General features: G+C 39.6%; 19 protein-coding genes, 1 tRNA gene and 1 riboswitch. Of the genes, 10 read left to right on the top strand and 10 right to left on the bottom strand.

Features of this window, described 5'->3' with window-relative positions:
• Positions 1–283 precede the first annotated feature (283 nt).
• Positions 284–958 (top strand): 7-cyano-7-deazaguanine synthase QueC, encoded by a 675-nt coding sequence (gene queC, locus H6G69_RS11780; protein WP_190686343.1) that lies wholly within the window; start codon positions 284–286, stop codon positions 956–958.
• A 38-nt stretch (positions 959–996) separates the two neighbouring features.
• On the opposite strand, the gene H6G69_RS11775 is transcribed toward queC, so the two are convergent.
• Positions 997–2,343 carry a hemolysin family protein gene (locus H6G69_RS11775; RefSeq protein ID WP_190686328.1) on the bottom strand — a complete coding sequence of 449 codons (1,347 nt, stop codon included), beginning with the start codon at positions 2,341–2,343 and terminating at the stop codon, positions 997–999.
• Between the two features lie 122 nt (positions 2,344–2,465).
• On the bottom strand, positions 2,466–3,164 hold the full coding sequence (locus tag H6G69_RS11770) for a hypothetical protein (protein WP_190686325.1): 699 nt from the start codon (positions 3,162–3,164) through the stop codon (positions 2,466–2,468).
• A gap of 189 nt (positions 3,165–3,353) precedes the next feature.
• Here H6G69_RS11770 and H6G69_RS11765 point away from each other — a divergent pair.
• Positions 3,354–3,426 (top strand) — tRNA-Ile (locus H6G69_RS11765).
• 123 nt (positions 3,427–3,549) lie between these two features.
• On the opposite strand, the gene H6G69_RS11760 is transcribed toward H6G69_RS11765, so the two are convergent.
• Positions 3,550–3,984 carry a hypothetical protein gene (locus H6G69_RS11760; RefSeq protein WP_190686323.1) on the bottom strand — a complete coding sequence of 145 codons (435 nt, stop codon included), beginning with the start codon at positions 3,982–3,984 and terminating at the stop codon, positions 3,550–3,552.
• A gap of 102 nt (positions 3,985–4,086) precedes the next feature.
• Between H6G69_RS11760 and pyrE the strand changes: the two genes are divergently transcribed.
• Complete coding sequence (gene pyrE, locus H6G69_RS11755) at positions 4,087–4,707, top strand: orotate phosphoribosyltransferase (protein ID WP_190686321.1); 621 nt, start codon at positions 4,087–4,089, stop codon at positions 4,705–4,707.
• 132 nt (positions 4,708–4,839) lie between these two features.
• Here the strand turns inward: pyrE and thiC are convergent, their stop codons facing one another.
• From thiC to H6G69_RS11730, 5 genes are all read right to left on the bottom strand, one after another.
• Positions 4,840–6,213 (bottom strand): phosphomethylpyrimidine synthase, encoded by a 1,374-nt coding sequence (thiC, locus tag H6G69_RS11750; RefSeq protein WP_190686318.1) that lies wholly within the window; start codon positions 6,211–6,213, stop codon positions 4,840–4,842.
• 7 nt (positions 6,214–6,220) lie between these two features.
• Positions 6,221–6,318, bottom strand: a riboswitch (TPP riboswitch).
• Positions 6,319–6,529: 211 nt separating this feature from the next.
• Positions 6,530–6,991: a DUF2726 domain-containing protein gene (locus H6G69_RS11745; RefSeq protein ID WP_190686315.1), complete on the bottom strand. Its 462-nt coding sequence runs from the start codon at positions 6,989–6,991 to the stop codon at positions 6,530–6,532.
• 2 nt (positions 6,992–6,993) lie between these two features.
• Positions 6,994–7,689 carry a hypothetical protein gene (locus tag H6G69_RS11740; RefSeq protein ID WP_190686312.1) on the bottom strand — a complete coding sequence of 232 codons (696 nt, stop codon included), beginning with the start codon at positions 7,687–7,689 and terminating at the stop codon, positions 6,994–6,996.
• A 173-nt stretch (positions 7,690–7,862) separates the two neighbouring features.
• Positions 7,863–8,630, bottom strand: coding sequence for a Uma2 family endonuclease (locus H6G69_RS11735; RefSeq protein ID WP_190686309.1), 768 nt, complete (start codon positions 8,628–8,630; stop codon positions 7,863–7,865).
• 171 nt (positions 8,631–8,801) lie between these two features.
• Positions 8,802–9,674 (bottom strand): phosphodiester glycosidase family protein, encoded by an 873-nt coding sequence (locus tag H6G69_RS11730; RefSeq protein WP_190686306.1) that lies wholly within the window; start codon positions 9,672–9,674, stop codon positions 8,802–8,804.
• A 122-nt stretch (positions 9,675–9,796) separates the two neighbouring features.
• Between H6G69_RS11730 and H6G69_RS11725 the strand changes: the two genes are divergently transcribed.
• The 4 genes from H6G69_RS11725 (at position 9,797) to H6G69_RS11710 (ending at position 15,817) form a co-directional block, all read left to right on the top strand.
• Positions 9,797–10,426 carry an rRNA large subunit pseudouridine synthase E gene (locus tag H6G69_RS11725; RefSeq protein ID WP_190686304.1) on the top strand — a complete coding sequence of 210 codons (630 nt, stop codon included), beginning with the start codon at positions 9,797–9,799 and terminating at the stop codon, positions 10,424–10,426.
• 200 nt (positions 10,427–10,626) lie between these two features.
• The gene (locus H6G69_RS11720; protein WP_190686301.1) at positions 10,627–11,991 is read left to right on the top strand and encodes a PAS domain-containing sensor histidine kinase; all 1,365 of its coding nucleotides are present in this window, start codon (positions 10,627–10,629) and stop codon (positions 11,989–11,991) included.
• 488 nt (positions 11,992–12,479) lie between these two features.
• Positions 12,480–14,489 carry a serine/threonine phosphatase gene (locus tag H6G69_RS11715; protein ID WP_190686298.1) on the top strand — a complete coding sequence of 670 codons (2,010 nt, stop codon included), beginning with the start codon at positions 12,480–12,482 and terminating at the stop codon, positions 14,487–14,489.
• 68 nt (positions 14,490–14,557) lie between these two features.
• Complete coding sequence (locus tag H6G69_RS11710) at positions 14,558–15,817, top strand: protein kinase domain-containing protein (RefSeq protein ID WP_190686295.1); 1,260 nt, start codon at positions 14,558–14,560, stop codon at positions 15,815–15,817.
• Between the two features lie 58 nt (positions 15,818–15,875).
• On the opposite strand, the gene H6G69_RS11705 is transcribed toward H6G69_RS11710, so the two are convergent.
• Positions 15,876–16,094 carry a DUF4327 family protein gene (locus tag H6G69_RS11705; RefSeq protein ID WP_190686292.1) on the bottom strand — a complete coding sequence of 73 codons (219 nt, stop codon included), beginning with the start codon at positions 16,092–16,094 and terminating at the stop codon, positions 15,876–15,878.
• Positions 16,095–16,743: 649 nt separating this feature from the next.
• Between H6G69_RS11705 and H6G69_RS11700 the strand changes: the two genes are divergently transcribed.
• The 3 genes from H6G69_RS11700 to H6G69_RS11690 all read left to right on the top strand — a co-directional run bounded on the left by H6G69_RS11700 (position 16,744) and on the right by H6G69_RS11690 (position 22,162).
• Positions 16,744–17,145: a tetratricopeptide repeat protein gene (locus tag H6G69_RS11700; RefSeq protein WP_190686290.1), complete on the top strand. Its 402-nt coding sequence runs from the start codon at positions 16,744–16,746 to the stop codon at positions 17,143–17,145.
• Between the two features lie 80 nt (positions 17,146–17,225).
• Positions 17,226–19,913: a glycosyltransferase family 1 protein gene (locus H6G69_RS34665; RefSeq protein WP_313950674.1), complete on the top strand. Its 2,688-nt coding sequence runs from the start codon at positions 17,226–17,228 to the stop codon at positions 19,911–19,913.
• Positions 19,914–20,017: 104 nt separating this feature from the next.
• Positions 20,018–22,162 carry a glycosyl transferase family 1 gene (locus H6G69_RS11690; protein WP_242072040.1) on the top strand — a complete coding sequence of 715 codons (2,145 nt, stop codon included), beginning with the start codon at positions 20,018–20,020 and terminating at the stop codon, positions 22,160–22,162.
• Between the two features lie 18 nt (positions 22,163–22,180).
• Here the strand turns inward: H6G69_RS11690 and H6G69_RS11685 are convergent, their stop codons facing one another.
• The gene (locus H6G69_RS11685; protein WP_190686287.1) at positions 22,181–24,442 is read right to left on the bottom strand and encodes a bifunctional (p)ppGpp synthetase/guanosine-3',5'-bis(diphosphate) 3'-pyrophosphohydrolase; all 2,262 of its coding nucleotides are present in this window, start codon (positions 24,440–24,442) and stop codon (positions 22,181–22,183) included.
• Positions 24,443–24,605: the final 163 nt, after the last annotated feature.

The following is a 24,605-nucleotide window of genomic DNA, read 5'->3' as shown; positions in this document are numbered from 1 at the left end:
TCAGCTAAGTGATTCAATATTTGGAAATTTCCCCGCTAAAATTGCTAGAAAAAATAATTGACTCAGTTACAAAAAGTACAAAATTAAATTTATAATTACTTAGATATTGGTACAGTTTATAAACTGGAACAGTCTGATAAAACAGGTAACAAGAAATAAGAAAGACTGTTTGCTGTTTGTGCTTTTGTTGTCTTTTTTAGTTAAAAAAGTGATTAGTAATACTACATTCTAGTTTTTCAATGTATGATTTTGCGATTTGCTGTCTAAAAATTTTGCAGTCGAGATGAAAGCCGTAATTTTGTTATCTGGTGGATTAGATTCTTCTACTGTACTCTATCAAGCCAACGCTGATGGTTGTGAGTGTTATGCTATTTCCTTTGATTATCAACAAAGACATCGCCGAGAGTTAGATTCAGCTTTGCGAGTGGCGCAAACAGCAGGAGTAAGAGAACATCAGGTGGTCAATTTTGACTTACGGCTATGGGGAGGTTCTGCGCTGACGGACGAAAAAATTGATTTACCCCAAGAGCGTTCTTTAGATGAAATGTCGCAAAATATTCCTGTCACCTATGTACCTGCACGGAATACCATATTTTTAAGCTTTGCACTCGGTTATGCCGAAGCGATCGCGGCCCAAAGAGTATACATTGGTGTTAACGCCTTAGATTATTCCGGTTATCCCGATTGTCGTCCTGACTACATCCAAGCTATGCAAGAAGTTTTTCGTCTTGGAACCAAACAAGGACGCGAGGGCAACCCGACTGAGATTGTTGCCCCCTTGGTGAAGCTAAAAAAAACCGAAATCATTCAACTTGGTAACAAATTAGGCGTTCCCTGGGATTTAACTTGGTCTTGCTACGCGGGTAATGATCTAGCTTGTGGAGTCTGTGATTCTTGCCGCTTAAGACTGGCAGCTTTTGAGGAATTAGGCTTAAAAGACCCGATTGCTTATGCTTAGGGAATGAGGATTAGAGATGCGAAATTTCGCCTCTCTACTCACGCCGCTAAACGTTTCACCTGGATTTGATGCAGCCTCGGCCCAACTACAGAGACTATGGTGAACTGAAGATTTTCGTATAAAAATATCTCGCCTTTGGGAGGCATTTTCTGTAATTGATAGAGCAAAAAACCCCCTAAAGTTTGATATTCCCTAATTAAAGGCAAATTTAAACGTAAAACTTCGTTGAGGTCTTCAAGATTAATTTGTGCCTGTACTAAAAATGTGTCTTGATCGACAATTTGTATAAGCAAGTCGTCATTGCTTTCAGCTTCTCCGGTATTACCAATAATTTCGCCGATTACATCTTGAATCGTGACTAACCCGACCGTCCCGCCAAACTCATCGACAACAATCACCATAGCTGGCTTTTCTTGCTGCATCATTGGCAATAATTCACTTAAAGGCGTGTGTTCTGGCACAAAGCGAGCAGGGCGCATCCAAGAGTGAATATGGGATGTTAAATTCAGTTTCTCCATTGCCAAGGGTTGCGCCAAGTCTCGAAAGTAAACAATGCCGCGAATATCGTCTAAAGATTCGCCAATGACTGGATAGCGAGAGTGTCCAGTAGCGATCATTTCTTGGAGTAAATGACCAAATGTGGCATCTTTAGGTAAAGCAACAATCCCATTGCGCGGAATCATCACATCTTGGGCAGTAACATCGCCAAACTCAAAGACATTATTTAAGAGTTTTCGTTCGGAAAGCTGTAAACCTGTAGATTCTCTTTCGGTAGAGATGATGATTTGTAGTTCTTCTGGGGTGACGGGTGGTCGCCAGCTTTGACCTGTATATTCAATGCCAAAAATTCGTAATAGCCAACGAGTTGACTGGTTCAAAATCCAGATGAAAGGACTAAAAAAACGGACGATCGCTTTGACAGAAGGCCCCAAAAATCGTGCCAGTTGTTCTGAATACAACAATGCTAAGGATTTTGGGCATAACTCCCCTAAAACAATTTGCAGATAGGCTACCAAAAAAAAGGCAATGGGAATTGATAGCGAATGAGCAATAAAATTATTGGTTGTTGCTGGTAAAGGCCAAGATTTCAGCCACGCCCTCACCAGCACGACAATTGTACTTTCGCCAATCCAACCCAAAGCCAAGCTAGAGAGGGTAATACCTAACTGTGTTGTCGATAGCAACCGATCAATACTGCGTTGTAGCGTTTCAACAGCGATCGCTGGAATGTCACCAGCCCTAACCAGCTGATGAATGCGCGATCGTCGTACTGTCACCATCGAAAACTCTGCCGTCACAAAAAAGGCATTGATGGCAATCAGTAATAGTACTGATAATAATCGTAGCCCTACATCTGCCCAAGTTAAACCAGGAAAACCAGTCACTGCCAAAGCTCTGTAAACTAACGCCCCTATTCTTTTACTTTTACTGAGTATTGCGAAACTATGAAGTATGAAGTATTAATTTCATACTTCATACTTCACACTTCATACTTCAGTTCCCGCCCCTACCTTGCTACAGGAATATCAGATACATCTAGCTTTAGCTTTTGTGCGGGGTAATCTGTCAAAGACAGAGATACCTTATTCACATCATCCAGTAAAGCTGTAGGAATAATTACTGTACCGGAAAATGTCGGGCCATTAGCAGGTAATTCTGCTGGTAGACTTTCTGTGCTGGCACTTAAAGTTCTACCTTTATCATCGGTAACATCTAAAAAGCTATATAAAAATCTCACAGAATCTTTGCCTTTATTCTGCATTTTCACTTTCAGTAGTAAGTCGCCGCCAGAGTAACGCGCCGATTGCACTGCAAAAGTTACGCCTTCACTTTCAGCACTTACAGGAAATCCCGGTTGCGGTTTTTCTTCAACTACTTCTTGTGGCTTCTCTTGTGGCTTTGGCTTATTATTAATTTCTTCTTCGTCGTCTTCTAGCTTTTCTGATTTAGCAGCTTTGGTTTTGCCTTCAATCCGAGACTTAACAACTTTTAATATTTCTTCTTCTTTTAATAATGTTAGCCCAACCTGTTGGGAGTTGCTGGCCTTGGCACTGGCGAATTTAGTTGTCGGGCGGCCATCTGGGGTTGATACACCTTTGAGAGCTAGACTGCCCAAATTAAAGCCTAAAAACGCGCTCACCGACCCTGCACCCAACATCAGGACTAATAGAATGAACGTCAGTATTACAGTCGTATTTATTTTCATCGCTGACAAGCTGTTGCCGAAGAATGCTGGTCTATATTAAGAGCATTGAAGTTTTTGAACTCAAGCCTTAAAGGAACTTAATCAATAATAGTGTGCATTATTTCATAATTAAATTATGTAGTATAAAAATCTGGTAGACTGTTTTAGGGGGTAGACAAATAGTAAATTTGAGATAAAATTAATATTCGACCAGGGTTGGCCGAGCGGTTGAGGCAGCGAACTCATAATTCGCCCAAGGCAGGTTCAACTCCTGCACCCTGGATTTTTTTATAAGTGCTGAGTGCTGAGTGATGGATTTTTTAAACTGTCATTTTAGTAGTGGTATGTAAAGCTAATTTAACTTTTAACGCACTCTTGAATACTCAGCACTCCGCACTCAGCACTATTACCTTGGCAAAGCCGTTTCAAAGTGGAATTCTGTACCAACTTTTAATTTATTGGTATTCAAGCGGGGAGACATAAGCAAAGAAGTATCATAAGGATTGGGTAAATCTGGTGTGCGGAGGTATGGATCATTACCGGTTTGCTGAGTCAGCATATCCCGATAGAGAGTATTCATCAACTCACCATCACGAGCAATTTCATTATCCGAGAAAGAGTCACGAAAACCGGAACCATTACCGAGAAAATTTTGGAGCTGACGCTTGGAGGTATTGTTTTCGTAAAAATTGCGATCGTGACGGAAATAAGCCCGTTCAAACGCATCATTAGCTGTTTCGTAATTAGGTGTTTCTGTCTCAGCAGAAGCTACAGCTGGAAAAATTAGTCCTGTAGCTAAAAGCACCAAAAAACCACCAAAGGGCTTCAACTTTATACCCATCTTTTTTAGCTCCTCAATTTTTGGGCAAATCTTAACTTATGCTTAATTTCAGAACTCTTATGAGTTCAACCTTTGGTGTAGCACAACTTCTAATCATTTGTAATGACGTATTCTACTGAAACCCTTACCCAGGCTGATATTTGGGCCGCAACTTCTGACCTAGCTACTCTGCGCCACAAGCTATTAGATTTGTTTTGTCAACTCGCTTATCAAGAAGGCGATTTTGTTCTTTCTTCAGGACAACCTAGTTCTTATTACATCAATGGTAAACAGGTGACACTTCATCCCCAAGGTGCTTTAGCTATTGGTCGGATACTCTTATCCCTGTTATCTTCAGATACCCAAGCCGTTGCAGGTTTAACCCTAGGTGCAGATCCAATTGTGACATCAGTCAGTGTGATTTCTGCTTACGAAAATCGACCAATCCCAGCCTTAATTATTCGCAAAGAAGCTAAAGGTCATGGAACTAGGGCTTATATTGAAGGGCCAAATTTACCAGAAGGTGCAAAAGTAGTAGTTTTAGAAGATGTTGTCACCACTGGACAATCTGCAATGAAAGCAGTGAACCGACTCAGAGATGCTGGTTATGTCGTTGAGGAAGTGATTTCACTAGTAGATAGAAAACAAGGTGGGGCAGAATTTTACGAGTCTGTTAGCTTGAAATTTACTGCTATATTTACGATTGAGGATATTCAACAAAGATATCGAGAATTAGACAATTAATAGCGATCGCATTCTCTTCATTTTAGAAAAAACCTTTTAAACGCAGAGGTTTGCAAAGGAAATCGCAGAGTATCGCGGAGAAAACTTTGCGATACTTTGCGTTTACCTCTGTGTACCTCCGCGTTTCAAAAATTAACCTTGTGTCACCTTTTCTTTTGCCAAGAACTTCTCTAGTTCTGTCAGCGCATCAGCATCAACCTTAGTTTGCATAGGACAGAACTTTGGCCCACACATCGAACAAAATTCAGCCGTTTTGTAGATGTCTGCGGGTAAGGTTTCGTCATGGTATTCCTTCGCTCTTTCGGGGTCGAGGGATAATTCAAACTGACGGTTCCAGTCGAAGTTATAACGGGCGCGGGAGAGTTCATCGTCTCTGTCTCTTGCACCTGGGCGATGTCTGGCGATATCGGCGGCGTGGGCTGCTATCTTGTAAGCAATTAAACCATTGCGGACATCTTCAGCGTTAGGTAGCCCTAAATGTTCTTTAGGTGTTACATAGCACAGCATGGCTGTACCATACCATCCAGCCATTGCTGCACCAATAGCGGAAGTAATGTGGTCATAACCAGGAGCAATATCTGTTACTAAAGGCCCCAAAACATAGAAAGGTGCTTCAGAACACTCTTCCATTTGCTTGCGTACGTTAAATTCAATTTGATCCATTGGTACGTGTCCAGGCCCTTCAACCATTACCTGGACATCGTGTTCCCAAGCTTTGCGGGTGAGTTGACCGAGGGTTTTCAATTCAGCTAACTGGGCTTCATCGGAAGCGTCATGGGTACAGCCTGGACGAAGGGAATCACCTAAGCTGAAGGAAACATCATATCTTTTGAAGATTTCAATGATGTCTTGAAAGTGGGTATAAAGCGGGTTTTGCTTGTGGTGATGCAGCATCCACCGTGCCAAAATACCGCCACCACGAGAAACAATCCCAGTAATGCGGCTTCTGACTAGAGGCAAATGTTCCATCAAAATGCCAGCGTGGATGGTTTGATAGTCTACTCCTTGCTGGGCATGTTTTTCAATGATGTGGAGAAAGTCATCGGCGGTGAGGTTTTCAATTGTGCCGTGGACACTTTCTAATGCTTGGTAAACTGGCACTGTTCCGATGGGAACGGGTGAAGCGTTAATAATTGCGGTGCGGATTTCATCTAAGTTACCGCCACCTGTGGACAAGTCCATCACTGTGTCAGCACCATACTTCACCGCTAGCTTCAATTTATCTACTTCTTCTTGAAGGTTAGAAGAGTTGGGTGAAGCACCAATATTGGCATTTACCTTACATTTAGAAGCGATACCAATAGCCATCGGCTCTAGGTTGGTGTGATTAATGTTAGCTGGGATAATCATCCGTCCCCGGGCTACTTCTTCACGAATTAAGTCAGCAGGAAGATTTTCTCGTTGAGCAACGTAGTGCATTTCTTCGGTGATAACACCTTGACGTGCGTAGTGCATTTGAGTTACATTGCTCTGCCCACGCCGCTTGGCAACCCATTCTTTCCGCATATTGAAATTCCTCGATAAACAGCTTCCCTCCGCTGGTATTACCCAGACTCAGGTGTTAAGGGTGTGATCTCAGCCTTGATGATGTAGGCACCCCTAGCATGGATGTAGATTGTACCACCTTGTTTAGGGTTGGGGGCAAGGGGGTTAACAATTTATGAGGTGTGGGTCAGGTGCGATCGCTATTTCTGTTATTACTTTATGAATCTGCTGTGGTGTGATTGAGGCGGTGTAACTCACAGTTAGAGGTTTTGTTGCCAAACAATATTTTTTATCTCACGCAGAGGCGCAGAGACGCAAAGAAGAGCGCGAAAGATGTCTAGACATTAACAAAAATAGATGGTGTGCAATACTTTCTAATTAGGGTTCTAGCATTCTCACGACCTTCTCCTGTAAATAAGTTAAAGACTACTTCTTCAGTTTGAGAGTAAATTTGCAATAATCCAAAATTTCTAACCCGTGAATACAAAAATGGAATACCAGCAAGAGTAAGTAAATTAGCTTTTTTAGCATCACGTTCTCTTGCTTCTGGAGAATCATGATATGAAGACTGAAATTCTACAACTAAACACGGTTTATACTCTTTATTGGTAATTAGAGCGTCTACATTGGAGCTAAAGAAAAAATTTCTCAGCTTCCAGTCAATGTTATTCTCTAGTTCACAAAATGAACACAGGCTTACCTGTGTATGAATTTTATAATTATCTTCAATGCAAGTTTGTAAAAACTCTAGCATTCTTTCTTCATAAGGGTTGACAAGTCTTTTGAGTTTTAGAGACATTATTATTGCTCCATTATAATTTTTGCAAAGTAACTAAGAAATTCTTCTAATACTTCCTTTGAACTAATACAAATCTGCCAAGTATAAGGAAAAAGTTTGTCATCGTTAATAACAAGATAATAATCGCTACTTCCCAAGCTTTTAATATCGAATTCTTCTGGTGAATTAATGAAATTCCGATAGTCGTTTATATTAAAGTTAGAAAATTCATTTGAATAATATTCAAGCTCCTCACGTTTATTGAGTGCAAAACTACCAGTTGTTTGTCCAAGTGTTAGTAGATTTGGATAATGAAATTGCATCGATTCCCAAAACCTATCTTCTTTACTTGGCAATATCCAAAATTTACCTAAGTCAGTACTAGGCTCTTCATTCCATACATTGGAGTATTGTAAACATAGGATATTTGGAATTAAAACATCTTTAGAAATAGAGATACATAAACCCTCTTTACGTGGGGCTAAAACCAGTTGATAACGTTTAGCTCCTTTCCCAGGATTTTTCAGCCGATATCCTATATACTGAGATGTTCGATTTTCCTCAAACTTGTCATAGAAACCTAGTTGAGCCAACAGATTGGTAGCCAAAGACAGCAAATCTTCCCCGCCTTCAATAACTTGTATATTCGTTGAAACTAAACGAGGAACACCATTTTCTACCTCAAAACGTTGGATGACATCGTATATTATTTTTGACATGGTTAATTTTCAAAAACCTTGGCTAAGGTTTATAGAAATACTGTAACGCTAATTTATAAAATTTCCAAGCGTCTTAGATAAGATTTTTAGATTTTGTTGTGAAACGCTCATTTTCCCAATGGCTTGTAGCCTTGGGAAACTCAATCTATATGGATGCTGAGAGCGATCGCCTTCTACAATTGATCAGGGTCAATCCCCATTTGACGCAACTTTTCTGCCAAGCGTTCGGCTTTTTCCTGTTCTTGTTCTAATTGTGATGATACTTCTTCTAACTGAGATGTTAATTGTTGGGATTTTTCATCACTACTCAGCAACAAATTTCCCTGTGTATCCCACCAGCGCAACCAAGGTGCTGTCATGTTTTTATATTGTCCTTGCCAAATCCCTAATTCCACACCCATCGGCGGAATAGAGTAGTGACCTCTTTCATTTGCTGGCAATAATTGATACTTGCCATCTACTAAGTGATAAACTTCTACTGACGCTTTACTAAACTCATAAATGCCGTAGAATGGCACTCTAATTGCCTGCTCATACACCCAAAATTTACCAGTCAGGGGTGTTTTGTCCCGTTCTTCTGAACCATCACCAGAGACAAATTCTAAAACAATTAACGGTGCGACGTATTCTTGCCACAACACATAAGAACGGCGAAATTTACCGTTTAACATTGGTGGTACATTAGGCACATAAAACCAATCTGGTGCTTCTGCGCCTTTTTCTGGTGGTTCGGTCAAACGCCAATAAATACCGCAATCTTGGCCAATAGCAAACTGATGATCAGGATGTAGTTGCTGTAATACATCTGTGATAGAGTCGGTGAGTAGGAGACTTTGAGGATGTTCTTGAAAGTTTTTCACAAAGGTTCCGTCTGACTCTGGTAATTCAGTATGGTCGGGGAGATGGGTAATGCCTAGTTCAGAAGATTTAGCAAGGGTCATAGAACTTTGGCGTAGTTGAGTTGAAATAATGAAACTGGTGGACTCGCTAACGTAATTATTTTATCTCGCGCAAAGGCGCAAAGAAAAATAAAGAAAAATGTGGAATCCCAATGACTTGCAGTCTTGGGAAACTTAATCTATGTGGATGCTGAAAGCGATCGCACTTTGCCCCTATACATCAGATATTTTCGGGCGATCGCCTTGTTGAAATCTCGCCCAAGCTTGTTTTAAAGCTGCTGGAGCCGGATTTTTAGCATCATAGACAACAATCACATTGGTTATGGGTCTGCCAGCTGGGACTAAAATTTTATTATTTGCTGCTAAAGCTTTGGAAGCACCACCATCTAAATTCATGGCTTCGTAACAGCCGATTGCTTTCATAGCTTGTGCTGTTTGCTGCAAAGTGAGGCTACTGTCGAAATTCACCAAAAATAACTTTTTGCCATCAGCAGGAAAGCCAATGGCTGTGCGTGCGCCTTGACCTAAAACATGAGGATCTTTAAATCCTTCTAGTCCTGGGTTGAGCCAAATTTTTCCCTGCCTTAACAATCGAGGGCCGCAGGTTAAAGAAAACCAATGTTGATGCCATTCTGGTTTACCATCAACTCTAGCTGTAATCATTTCTGGCTGGTTGCCAACTCTTAAACCCAAGGTAGTGCCGAAATTTTCCCACTGGCTGTATTTGAGAAATCTACCTGCTGCTACCATGTTACCCATCACTGTTTTTTGGGCATTTTTGGCGAAAAAAGTCCCGTTGGCAATTACCGCAGCCCGGTAACGAGATACCATTTTGCTAAACTCTTCATCCCCACTGCTTTTCTGTTGTGTATTAGCAAAGGTGGCATTGTTGGCTAAACCAATAGTCATGAAAGTTTGGGGGTCAGTCAGGTCAATAATTGTCTGGTAAAAAGAAACGCGATTAACTTTGGCTTTTTTAATTTGGACTGTTTGTGCAGTGGCGGGAAGGGCCAATGTTAATCCTTGCACTACGGAAGCACCTCCTAGGAACAAGAAAGAACGTCGGCAAATCTTATAATTCAGCATAATTAACTCAAGATTTATGTCGTTTTTATTAAAATTCCCAAATTTTTGCATAATTCTACTCAAGAACAACTGTTAAGTTTCAATTGAGAGTAGAGGGGTATATCAAAAATAGATAATTTTGCATGGCGCATAATTTTAGGTATCTGATTTTTCACAAACCTTACGGTGTTCTCAGTCAATTTACGCAGGAAACACCGAACCAAAGCACACTCAAAGATTATATTGATGTGCCTGATGTCTATCCTGTGGGGCGTTTAGACTGGGATAGTGAAGGGTTATTACTGTTGACAAATGATGGAAAATTGCAACATCGGCTGTCTGATCCGCGTTTTGGCCATCAGCGAACTTACTGGGTACAAGTAGAGCGAATTCCCGATGCAGATGCTATAACCAAATTGCAAACGGGTGTCGAAATCCAAAATTACTGCACTCGACCAGCACAAGTGAGGCTATTATCCGCAGATCCACCAGTATGCGATCGCCATCCCCCGATTCGATTTCGCAAGAATGTGCCAACTGCATGGTTAGAATTGACTTTGACAGAAGGCAAAAATCGTCAGGTGCGACGTATGACGGCGGCTGTGGGGTTTCCGACATTACGACTGATCAGGGTAAGTATAGGTCAGATTCGTTTAGATAGCCTACCACTAGGCCAATGGCGTGACCTTGATACCTCTGAACTACAATTGCTGCACCAATTTCTGAAACAGAACTCCCAATCTCGAATTCAGAAATTAGCAAAACGAACTTAGTTTTTCGCAACAATGTTTAACGAAATGTCAACAAACCGTATCAAAAGCCTGTAAGTGAGAGCTATCAGTAGAAATCAATTAATAGCCATCAAAAAATAAAACTTTGAGCTATTTTTAGCACAAATTGATTCAAAAGCAGTATAATAACCTTTTTTCTGCTTGATTCCGAGAAATTAGCCCTTGGTACAACTTTAAGTCTTATGAGCTTCAATCAGCGATCGCTCTGGCATCAAACTCAACAACCACAAGATACCTTGCCAGCAACTCCTGTTTGCTTAGAAGTTGTGCCAGAACGCACCTCCGATTTAGATATGTACACAGCACAAATGCTGCAACGTACTCAAGAAGAACTCCAATGGTATCGAAGGCTCTACAACCATACACCGTCTATCCACTTGAGTTTGGATATCACTGGGATAATTTTGTCTGTGAATCATTTCGGTGCAAACTCTCTTGGTTATCAGCCAGAACAATTACTTCAAACTTCTATTTTTAATTTATTTGACTTCTCAGAGAAGCAAAGGCTATGTGATGCTTTAATTGAGCTTTGCCAGACTTCTGAGACCAGTACTTTGAATGATGAATATCGTTTAGATTGCCCTGACAGTAAAATTGTCTGGGTAAGAGTCATCCTCAAAGTTTTGCCTGATGACAAAGAAGGCTTAAAATTGGAAAATAAACTATACCCAAACAGTCCCGTTATTTTGATGGTGTGTGAGGATATTACCGCGTATAAGCAAGCAGAATATCTTGCTCAAAGCGATAAAAATATTCAGGAAAGTCCATCTTTACAACCTTCCAAATTAGCAGAAATAGAAAACCTCAGCCGTCTTAAAGAAGAATTTCTCAGTACAGTTTCTCACGAACTCCGCACCCCACTAACAAATATGAAAATGGCGATTCAAATGTTAGGAATTGCCATGTTACAAGCACAAGAATCTTTAGGCGAAGTTACCCAACCACCCGCAGAAAGCTCAAAGATATCCCGCTATTTTGAAATTTTAAATAACGAGTGCGAACGGGAAATTAACCTCATCAACAATTTTCTTGATTTACAAAGACTAGATACCAAAGCTCAACCTTGGGTATTAGAAACTATTCAAGTTCCAAAATGGCTGCGGCAAGTAGTAGAGCAATTTCAAGCACGTCATCACAGTATCTGTAAACAAAAAATTAGTTTAAATATCGCGTCTAATTTGCCTCTAATAATTTGTGATCCTTTCAGTCTCGAACGCGTATTGATAGAATTATTGACTAATGCTTGTAAATTTAGCCCACTAAATGCTGAAATCACTATTTCTGCTCAGGTAAAGCTCAAAAATATGCAATTTCAAGTGATTAATTCTGGTGTGGAAATTCCCGGTTCAGAATTAACCCATATCTTTGAAAAATTTTATCGGATTCCCAGTAATGATCCGTGGAAGCAAGGTGGCGCAGGATTAGGACTAGCATTAGTTGACAAAATAATTAAGCAATTAGGCGGAACAGTAGCGGTAGAAAGTAAGTCAAATCTTACCTGTTTTATGATTGAATTACCATTGCATAGTCACGTAAGTAAAAATTAAAAACGTCAAACTCAAAATCAATCCTGAATAGTACAGAGTCAGAAAAAAAGGAAATATTAATGCAAGAATACATCCGCCTGAATTCAGGAATCAGAATAATGAAAGAATTAGAAGCCAATTTTAATCATGAATCTACTTGTAATATCAAACCTTCTATAAATTCTGACTCTTGAGTGCTGAATTCTTACATATTAATTTTGCCGATGGCTAAATCTCAGTATGGTCATAGTAATGTAAAGATTCGTGATTTTTGACTTTTAACTGAGCAAAGTAAACATAAGCGTTCTTCCCTATTTCAGGAAAAATTAACTTGCCGTCATCTGCAATATTTAGCTAATATGCGTCACAATTAATACTGCCACCAAAATTCACTGGTGAAACCACAATCTCTTGTAGGTCTACTGTAGGCAGGGGCAACTAAGTTGTGGCACTGTGGAGGATATTAGTGGCTAGAAGCACCTTGGAACGGGAATAGAGGAACTTCCGCTATGCTGATTTGCCCTCAGTGTAAATTTGAAAACCCCAACGCTAACAAATTTTGTCAGAACTGTGGCACCTCCCTAACTCATCACATTTGTGATGAATGTGGTACAGAAGTACCACTAAATAGCCAAAGTTGTTATAACTGCGGTGCAGAATGTGGGAAAGTTTGGTGGGCAATTATTACTAAAGAAGGAAGCGGGGGCTGGGAATTAGGCAGTTGGCAAGATGATGAGGACGATTTACCAACCTTACCTCTTTCCTCTGAATATTCTTTATCGTCTGCCGAGCGACCTGAGTTAAAAATAGGCTCTTACATCGACAAAGACCAACGCTATCAATTACTAGAACCGTTGCCAGTTTTAGATGCCAACACAATTCAGGCAGAAACTTGTGTTCGAGTTTTAGATGTCTATCCGTATCAAATATCACCGTTAGAAGTAATCTTAGAAAATCAGCGTCAAGGCTTATTATTGCCAACCGAACAGGAAAATAGAATCCCTTGGTTGGCTAAAACTTATGTAGAATTACAAACAAAAAATCTGCCAGGAACACCAGTGATTCATGATGCTTGGCAGCAACAGAACACACAGGTTGTACTAATTGAAGACCGTTCGGATTGGCCACTGTTATTGGATTTGTGGAAGGAAGAGACGACAAGTTCTTTACAAATTTTGCATTGGTTTTATCAAATGACCCAACTGTGGGCGGTTTTAGAACCATTAAAATGTCGTCAAAGTATCTTGGAGTTATCGAATCTGCGACTAGATGAAGACCAAACACTGGCACTAGCTAGATTATATCTGGAACCTCTGAGTCAGGATTTATCGATCGCATTAGCAACAGAAGCAGAAGACGAAGCAGAAACATTGGCTTTAACACAGCAGCCTCTGACTGTCAAGGCTTTGGGTAATGTTTGGCAGGAATTATTTAGACAGTCCCAACGCACGCAGTTTGGTTCTGTGTTGCAGATTTTAGAAGATTTAGAAGTAGGTAGAATCCAGACGGTTGCACAATTGCGATCGCGCCTCGAAGCGATCGCCGCAGAACTAGAAATTTCCTCAATTCCCAGTTTCTCGCCCACAGCCAACCAATATCCAACCGCACCAACGCTCATACAGTTAGACGATGATTCAGACGATATTTCTGCTAGAGCAGATGACTTACCGACTATCGTCCTCTCGATGCAGTTAAGTAGTTTAGAAGATGCCGGACGTACAGACGTAGGTCGTCAACGTCAGCATAACGAAGACTACTTTGGCGTAGAAACTAAAATTGACAAGCTAGAGTTACCCAGAAACCGCGCCCTCAAAGCCTGTGGGTTATATATTCTCTGTGATGGGATGGGTGGTCATGCAGGCGGTGAAATAGCCAGTGAATTGGCAGTTAACACCGTGCGGCAATACTTTCAAAAAAACTGGCACAACGACCAACGTCCGACAGAAGAAAATATGCGTGAGGCAGTTTATTTAGCTAATCAAGCAATTTATCAGCTAAATCAACAAGATGCCCGTTCGGGAGTTGGGCGTATGGGTACTACCTTGGTGATTCTATTAATTCAAGACACACAAGCCGCAGTTGCTCATGTCGGCGATAGTCGGCTCTACCGCTTGACCCGCAAACGCGGCTTAGAGCAAATGACAGTAGACCATGAAGTTGGACAGCGCGAAATTGCTCGCGGTGTTGAACCGAGCATCGCCTATGGTCGTCCTGATGCTTATCAGTTGACTCAAGCCTTAGGCCCCCGCGATGAAAGTGCTATCAACCCTGATGTGGAGTTTTTTGACATTAACGAGGATAGCCTGTTCATCCTCGCCTCCGATGGTTTATCAGATAATGACTTACTAGAAAGCCATTGGAAGACTCACTTACTTCCTTTGCTGAGTTCTGGGGCTAACCTAGAACGAGGTGTCAATGATTTAATTGATTTGGCAAACCAAGAAAATGGTCATGATAACATTACGGCAATACTTGTACGGGCTAAAGTGCGCCCAAACATGGATAGTTCAGCCGGCTAGAGATTAAAGCTAGCTGAAATTTTTCTCATTCCGATTCTCTACTCCCTATTTTTTATGCAGGTTTTATTGTGGTTATTCTGACACTGTTAGAACCGCAACAAAAAACACCACTGAAACAATGGTGTTTTGAGAACTCCGCTGTAATTCGCATTGGGCGAGCGGCGGATAATCATGTGGTTTTATCCGATAGTTTGGTCTCCCGACATCATTTAGAACTTAGACAAGTTAGTACGGCTAGTAGTGATGAAGCTTGGCAGGTATACAGTCAAGGTACAAATGGAACTTTCTTAAATGGCGTTTTAGTTATTCAAAGTTCGCTACCGAATAATGCTCTGTTGCAGTTAGCACAAGGAGGCCCCATCCTGCAATTTCAAATCCAGGAAGTTGCACCAGAGATTAGTCCTCAAATTGAAGAATCATCAGCATCAGCATCTTTTAGCCAAGACCCACTAAGAGCAAGCAATACTTGTACTCACGAAGGTAATTCGCCCAACAACTTGTTTTGTATCCATTGTGGTCAACCTCTGTCTGTACAGCAAACAATTCGCCAATATCAAGTGCTGCGGACTTTGGGACAAGGAGGGATGGGGACTACTTATTTAGCTTGGGACACAAAAGGTTGGATGAGTGGTAATCCTCAACTTTTGGTGTTAAAGCAAATGAATGCGGATATGGCAAAAATCGCCAAAGCCCAAGAGTTATTTGAGCGCGAAGCTCATACGCTCAAATCTTTAAATCATCCGGGAATTCCCAAGTATTACGACTTTTTTGTGGAAAATGGGAAAAAATACTTGGCTATGGAATTAGTACACGGGCAGGATCTAGAAAAACGCGTACAGTTGACCGGGCCTGTCACACCCAGCCAAGCGATCGCCTGGATGATTCAAACCTGCGATATCTTAGACTATTTACATAGCCAAGAACCACCACTAATTCACCGTGACATTAAACCTGCTAACCTGATGGTGCGGAATGCCAATAATCACATAGTGGTGCTAGATTTTGGTGCTGTGAAAGAAATTGGCACAACACCAGGTACTCGAATTGGTGCAGAAGGCTATTGCGCCCCCGAACAAGAACGGGGACAACCGCTGATTCAATCCGATTTATATGCCATTGGGCCGACGCTAATTTTTCTTCTGACTGGGGAAAATCCTTTTAAGTTTTTCCGCCAAAAAGGGCGTAATTTCCGGTTTGATGTGGCTAATTCTCCCACAATTACCCCCCAATTAAGAGAGGTAATAGAACGTGTGACAGAGCCATTACCACGCGATCGCTATCAAACTGCTCAGGAATTAGCCACTGCATTAGCAGGTTGCAAAGCTTAGAAGATATGAGGAAGAATGAAGTATAAAATTTCATACTTCATACTTCATATTTCATACTTTATTCTTCATCCCATGCTTCAACTGCTAGCAATTCGCTAATTGGGTCTTGCGTCGTAAAACCAAAGTCTAGCAGTTCTTGTTTCCAGTGCTGCCAGTCATTGCCGTAGAGCAAGGCAATTTTCCAAATGCTATCAGTGGGTTTAATGATATTGGATTCTACTAGTGATTGCACGTTACGCTGCAATTTCACCATAGGGTGAATCACTTGCTGAGTCATAACCTAAATTCAATTCAGATTTTTGTTTGGGTAAATGCTTAATCAAAACTGCTTTCCGCTTGGCAATTGTTATCGATGCGTAGAGCTTTTGGTCTGGTAAAGCTAGTCTTAACTTTTTTACTATACCATAACAATCTCTACTTATTTGCTGATAAATTCGGTTTTGTACGGTAATTACCACCACAAAACTAAAAATTTTACTCAGTAACCATTGCGTATGCTCTCAGAAAGACTAGCCGTCTTGTGGTTTAACAATTAACACAAGTAACGACGAATGGGCAAAGTTCTATGAGATTCAGCCATTAGCCTTTAATTGATTGTTTCACAACAATAATTTTGGACTAGTTTTGGTTTTTAAGCAGATGTTAAGGAGCGGTTACTGCATATATTCAAACGTTATTTACGATATCGCAAACATCCAATGATAGAGATATTTATTACAAAAATTCATAAATAATTAATTTTTTATGTAGAAATTAAGCAGCACTTATACTGGTGATGAACAGCCACTAAGCCAGGGATTTACCTTCGTCACCGTCTCAATTAGAAAAACTTTACTCTCTAGATGATAGTTTAACCAGAGTGCTGGGTACTCTCATAACTGGAGGCTTGCTGAGATTCCAGTATTCTTAACAGCAACTATTAAGATATGTCTAGTTCTGGAGATGATTATTTTATTTCCCGTCAAAAGCAAATTGAACGGAAAAAAAGAATTTTAACAGTAGTGGGTGTGGCATCATTTTTAGGTTCTACTGTATTTGGCGTAGTAAATTTAATACAACAACCATCTCAACAATCTCAACCAAGAAATTTATCCGTTGAGGAAAAATTAAAGCAACAAGCACAGGGTTATGAACTAGTTTTGCAACGGGAACCCAATAACCAAGTTGCTTTAGAAAAACTATCTATAGCTAGGCTGCATTTAAAGGATACCAAAGGTGCGATCGCGCTGATGGAAAAGTTAGTGCAACAACACCCAGAACGCCAAGATTACAAAACTGTTTTAGAACAGGTTAAAAAGCAACAAGGTAATAGCGCAGTAGATAAATAGTGGTTGGCTAAATTATCAGCCATAGCATACTGAATTCATTAACTTCAATGACTACTTTGATTCAAAACTAAGTTGTTAAAATGACATTTATTTCTCCTGTACAGAACTATTCAGATAATTTAAGACAACAACCGCAAATAAAAATAGCCTTAGATATTTCTGTATTAGGGCTAGGCACTTTATTAGAAACTGCTAGGACTGGAATTTTTCGAGTTACCGAACATCTTTTAAAGGGATTAATCAATTCACCTCGGTGTTGTTTATATTTATGTTCTAGTAGTCCAGAATTTTTTGATAGCTGTCAAACTTATATACAACAAAATTTAGAAACAGAGAAATTTCGGCTATTTCAATTATCAGAACTCAAATATTTAGATATCGATATTTATCATTCCTCTTATTATCCTTTGCCCCATGAAATTTACTTCGCTCAAAGGATTATTACAGTTTATGATTTGATAACTATTCTGTATCCGGAATATTTTGATCCGGAAACAATTAAGACAGATAATATAATTAAAGACACTATCGATCAGATAGAAAAAAAAGATTTTATTTGCTGTATTTCCGAATCAACAAAACAAGATATTTGCCAGTATAAAACTGAGAAAAATATTCTGCCTGAGCAAGTATTTGTTACCCATCTAGCGGCTGACAAAGAAAAATTTTATCCTTGTGAACATCAAGAGTTAATTAATCAAACCAAACAAAAATATAAAATACCAAACCAGCCTTATTTATTGGCCGTATCAACTCTAGAGCCAAGAAAGAATCTCATTCATGTCATCCGGTCTTTTTTGAGCTTAATTCAAAATCATCAGATTGATAATTTGAACTTAGTATTGATAGGTACAAAAGGATGGCAATATGACGAAATTTTTGCGGAACTAGATAAATCAAAAGAATTAGAACATAGAATTATTCTTACTGGTTATGTTCCTGATGAAGATTTATCTCCTCTATATTCAGGTGCATTGGCCTTTATATATTTATCTTTATATGAAGGTTTTGGCTTACCACCATTAGAGGCTATGCAATGTGGAACTCCTGTTATTACTTCTAATACTTCTTCGTTACCTGAAGTTGTGGAAGATGCAGGTATTATGCTTAACCCTAATGATCAAGCTGGGCTGAATAATGCCATACTTAAGTTATATTATGAACCTAAATATAGAGAAAGTCTAGCTAACAAATGTATTCAACAGGCTCAAAAATTCAGTTGGGATAAATTTGTCCAAGAAACCATCAAAATTTATGGGCTAGCTAAAGAGAAAGCAAAAATTTTACCTCCTCGGAATATTTTAATTGATGGAGTCTTTTTTCAACTCTATCAAACAGGAATTGCTAGGGTTTGGAGAAGTCTTCTAGAACAATGGGCAAATACAGATTTTGCTAATCGAATTTTAGTCTTAGATAGAGCTAATACTACACCTAAAATTAACGGTATTCGTTATCTTTCAATTCGTGCCTACGACTATAACAAAACAGAGGCTGATCAACAGATGCTTCAGCACATTTGTGATGATGTAGGCGCAGATTTATTTATCTCTTCTTATTACACAACTCCATTAACAACGCCTTCAGTGTTCATTGCTTATGACATGATTCCTGAAGTCATGAAATGGAACATGGATAATCCCATGTGGCAAGTAAAACATCAAGGTATTAAACACGCATCGGCTTATATAGCCATTTCCAAACATACAGCCTATGACTTAGCAAAATATTTTCCAGAAATTTCTCTAGAGTCTATTACTGTTGCTCATTGTGGAGTTAGCAACACCTTTTTGCCTGCAAAACCAGCAGAGGTTAATGCCTTTAAAGCTAAGTACGGTATTAGCAAACCTTACTTTATTTTAGTTGGTGCTGGTAATGGTTATAAGAATAGTATTTTATTCTTTAAGGCTTTTGCTCAACTTGCTACTAGCTCTGGTTTTGATATTATTTGTACAGGCAGTGGTGGGATATTAGCACCTGAATTTAGAGCTTGCACATCGGGTAGTACCGTTTATATGTTGCAGCTTAGTGATGAAGAGTTAGCAATAGCTTATTCTGGTGCTGTGGCCTTAGTTTATCCTTCAAAATATGAAGGTTTTGGAATGCCAATTGTAGAAGCAATGGCTTGTGGTTGTCCGGTAATTACTTCTTTGAATGCTTCAATTCCCGAAGTGGCAGGTGAAGCAGCAATATATGTTAAGGATAATGATGTAGATGCGATGGCTACTGCATTATGTGATATTCAAAAGCCTAGTGTTCGGCAAGAATTAATCGAGGCTGGTTTAGCACAAGCGCGAAAGTTTTCTTGGTCAAAGATGGCGGATACGGTCAGTTCGGCTTTAATTAATGCTACTTTATTAGCTTACAATCTCAAGGAAATTAATGTTATTGTTTTTCCTGATTGGTCGCAGTCTGAAGAGACAATTGGTTTAGAATTGGAAGCTGTAATTAAAGCGATCGCAACTTATCCAGATAGTGATAAAACTACACTATTAATTGACATTAGTCATATCAACATTGAGGATGCCGAACTGTTATTATCTGGTGTAACAATGAATTTGTTGATGGAAGAAGATTTGGATATCAGTGAGGGACTACAAATTTCTTTAGTTGATAGTTTAAAAAATAGTCAATGGCAAGCTTTGTTACCTCGAATTAGTAGCAGAATTATTTTAGAACACGAAGATAAATCTACTTTATCAGAACTCCAAATAGAAGCACTACCAGCTTGTGAACTAGAAAAATTTGTTAATAGGCTCTGTGTTTTATAGAGTATTAGTTAACGAACTGAATAATTTTAAATTTATTGTGAGTGCTTTAATTGCGAAGCACTCACTGTAATTTATCCAGTCAATTATCAAGAGGAGTAGATACATTGATTACAACAACAGAAGAATTAATATCTAATGCTGATTATGGAAATGTAAATAATATCAATGTAATTATTTTACCTGACTGGTCACAATCAGAAGAAACTATTTGCTTAGATTTAGAAAGAGTAATTCAGGTAGTAAATAATCATCCCTATAGCAACCAGATAACACTAATTATAGATAGTAGTAATATTTCTGAAGATACAGCTAATTTAATTTTATCCGGTATATTGATGAATCTGCTCATGTCAGATGATTCTGATATTAGTGCAGGATGTGAGATTTCGCTGCTGGATAATTTAGACGCTTATCAGTGGGAAATGATGAGTGCGCAAATTCATGCGCGAATTATTTTAAGCTATGAAAATCAGGAATCTTTAACTTATTTACAAGCTGATAATATTCCAGCTTATACAATAGATGAATTTAGTAATATCTCAGCAGTGCAACTTATTTGGGATTTGGGTAATAGATTATACCAAAAAAAACAATGGCTAGCTGCGATCGCCAAATATAAAAACCTATTAGAATTACAATTATCTGATTTACAAATTTATTGGCAATTAATTCACTGTCATCGCCATTTAAACTTGCTAGATGAATATTTTCAGACCCTATATCAAGCTATTGAATTATATCCAATAGATGGTGCTTTACATTTTTCCTTAATTATTGATTTACGTCGTCATGGACGTATTCAAGAGGCAATTAATGGTGCTGAAAAAGCTTGTGAGTTAATGCCTGATGATTATACTTTTAAAATCCTCAAATATTTAACAGTTCCTAGTATTTATGATAATGAAGATGAAATTGCGTTTTATCGTCATCGCTACACACAAGGGTTAAAAAATTTAATTCAAGAAACTTATCTTAATACTCCCGAGGAAAAAATCAATGCTTTCGCTGGTATAGGCAGGCTGACTAATTTCTATCTATCTTATCAAGCGCAAAACGATAAAGATTTACAAAGCCAGTACGGACAGTTAGTGCATGAAATTATGGCTGCTAACTATCCCCAATGGGTTGCGCCTTTATCTAGGCCTAGTCTTCAGCCACAACAAAAAATTCGCATTGGTTATGTTTCTCATTTCTTACATTCTTATAGCGGCACATTATGGTTAACTGGTTGGCTACGTTATTGTCATCATCAAAACTTTGAAATTTACTGTTACTATACAGGCAATGATCCAGATGCGGTTACACAGCAATTTCAAGAATATAGTGATGTTTTTCACCATATTCCTTATAACTTGCCAGCAATTTGTGAACAAATAATTGCTGATAATTTGCATATTTTGGTATTTCCAGAAATTGGCATGAACCCACAAACAATGCAATTAGCAGGACTGCGACTTGCGCCTGTGCAATGTGTAGCTTGGGGACATCCGGTAACGACTGGTTTACCTACTATTGATTATTTTTTATCTGGCGAATTAATGGAACCGGAAAATGCTCAAGAACATTATTCGGAAAAGTTAATTTTATTACCTAATATTGGTGTATCTTACCCTAAACCTTATATTCCCCCAGTTATTAAAAGTCGCTCAGATTTTCAGCTTGCAGAGGAAGATGTAATTTATTTATGTTGCCAAGCACCGTTTAAATATTTACCACAATATGATTTTATTTTGGCGGAAATTGCTCGTCGTGTTCCCCAAGCTAAATTTGTATTTTTGCGTGGTACTTTACTTCAAGAACGTCTTCAACGTGCTTTTGCTGCTGTTGGATTAAATAGTGAAGATTACTGTGTATTTTTAAGTATTCCAGAACGCTTAGACTATTTGATGATTAATTTACTTTCAGATGTTTATTTGGATACTTTTACATGGTCTGGTGGTAATACTAGCTTAGAAGCGATCGCTTGTAATCTCCCCATTGTTACCTGTCCAGGAGAATTTATGCGTGGTCGACACTCTGACAGCTTCTTGAAATTGCTAGGAGTGACAGATACCATCGCCAAAGATGAGGCGGAGTATATTGATATTGCTGTCAAATTAGGACTTAACCCAACTTGGCGCAAAAATATAGCCGAACAAATGAGTCAGCGTCATCACCTGTTATTTGATGACCAAGCCTGTGTTACAGGTTTAGAGGCTTTTTATCAACAAGTTGTGGAGAAACTAACCACAGAGGACACGGAGAGATAAAGACTTTTCCCTCTCATATCACTCCTCAGCCTGACCGACACGACGGATATTGATAATGTCGCTCATTTTTTTAATTTGCACAAAAACTTGTTCTAGTTGGGGGCGATCGCGTATATCTATTCCTAAGTCCATCAATGCTGGTTGTCCGCTAGCAGTTTTCACTTGGGCATGACGGACATTGATGCCTTGGTCGCTTAGACGCGATAAAATATCTTTTAGCACACCTACGCGATCAAGGGCTTCAATTTGAATATTTACTGGGTAAGTGTGGGGACGGTTGCTATGTTCTGCGGCTGAGTTCCATTTGACAGGGACTAGGCGCTCGCCTTCGACATTATCCAAATTGTGGCATCCTTGGCGATGAATTGAAATTCCTCTACCGCGTGTCACTACCCCAATAATTGATTCTCCGGGAATGGGCGTACAACACCCGGCTAGATGATAAACTAACCCTTCTACCCCCACAATTGGAGAATCACTGGCGCGGGAACTGGAGGGTAAATCTCGTAAGGATTTGGTTGTCGCTGATTCTTTTGGTAATACTGGTGGTGTAACAGTTACAGGTTGCTGGGACTTAACTACTTCACGCCAACGATTAAGTACTAAGTTGAGAGTGACTTCACCGTAACCCAAACCTGCTAGCAAGTCTTCCACACTGTGATAATTGCATTTTTCTGCCACAGTGTGCATTGCATCTGACTTGAGCAAGTTCTCAAAACCAGTTTTACCCAATTCTTTCTCTAACAATTCTCGCCCACGGGTGACATTTTCTTCGCGGCGCGATCGCTTGTACCATTGTTTAATCCGATATTTTGCCGTCGAAGTCCTGACAAAGTTCAACCAATCTAAACTCGGATGGCTATTCTTTTGGGTCAGAATTTCGACAATATCGCCATTTTGCAGTCTTGTAGATAAAGGAACCATCCGTCCATTTACCTTCGTCCCGGCACAATGGTTGCCAACTTCTGTATGAATGCGATAGGCAAAATCTATACTAGTAGAGCCAGGATTGAGCGAAACTACATCACCCTTGGGCGTAAAGACATAAACATCATCTTCAAATAAATTATCTTTGACGCTATCTAAATATTCTTGCGCGTCTTTCAGGTCACTTTGCCATTCCAACAACTGGCGTAACCAAGTAAACTTTTCATCAGTAGCAGTCAAAGGAGTATTAGAACCACCTGTTTCTTTATACTTCCAATGGGCAGCAATTCCATACTCAGCGATATGATGCATTTCTAGAGTACGAATTTGGATTTCTAAAGGACGACCAGTTAAACCAATCACCCCAGTATGCAAAGATTGGTAGCGGTTAGGTTTAGGTAGTCCGATATAATCTTTGAATCTCCCGGGAATTGGGCGAAAAGCATCATGTACGACAGCTAAGGCACGATAACATTCCTCATTAGTCTGGACAATAATTCGCAACGCTGCCAAATCATAAATTTCATGGAATTCTTTTTGCTGTCGCTGCATTTTCTGATAAATACTATAAAGATGCTTAGGGCGACCACTAATTTCTAAGCACTGAATTCCTGTTTGTTGTAACCGTTCTCTTAAAATCTCTGTAGCTTTAGCTAATTTCTCTTCTCGCGCCGTGCGTTTTTCCGAAACGTGCTGCTGCATTTCGCGGAAAGCGTCAGGTTCTAAATACTTAAACGCTAAATCTTCTAATTCCCACTTAATTCGCCAAATTCCTAAACGATTAGCTAAAGGTGCAAAAATATCGCGTGTTTCTTGGGCGCTGCGGCGACGGCTGTCTTCTGACATATATTGCAGGGTTCGCATATTATGTAAGCGGTCTGCTAATTTCACCACAATTACCCTGATATCTTGCGCCATTGCCAAAAACATTCGCCGGAAATTTTCAGCTTGGCTTTCGGTTTTGCTTTTAAAATTAAATTTAGAAAGTTTTGTGACACCTTCAACTAAACAGCGTACTTCTGCACCAAATCGCTCTTCGATTTCTTCAATTGTGACATCTGTATCTTCAACTACATCATGAAGAAATCCAGCTGCTATCATAGCAGGACTACCCCCTAAGTCGCGTAGCAAACCAGCTACAGCTACGGGATGACAAATATACGGTTCTCCCGATTTGCGAGATTGTCCCTGATGCAGTTGATAGGCAAATTCAAATGCTCGACAGATTAACGAGGCATCATTTTGCCTTCGGTCATCTTCTGTTTCACTCCTAGGTGATGACTCTCTTAAACATTTGTTGAGCCATTCTGGGAGTGTAACGTCAATTGTAGTACTAGTCGCTGTGCCGCTCATACAAGAGATGGTCGCTAAGTAGGTAAGTAAACTATGGACAAAATTTACAGCATTTCCTGGGAATGATGCTGTGGCCCTGATGGGGCGTTAAATGCAATGTCAGGATAATTGTTAAATTGCCTAAGTTATTTCTTCGTCTTTGATTTTCTCGGATAATAAACTG

Source organism: Nostoc sp. FACHB-110 (assembly GCF_014697425.1).
Lineage (GTDB): Bacteria > Cyanobacteriota > Cyanobacteriia > Cyanobacteriales > Nostocaceae > Nostoc_B.
Note: the sequence above shows the minus strand (reverse complement) of the source record. Positions and strands in the feature narration are given on the sequence as shown.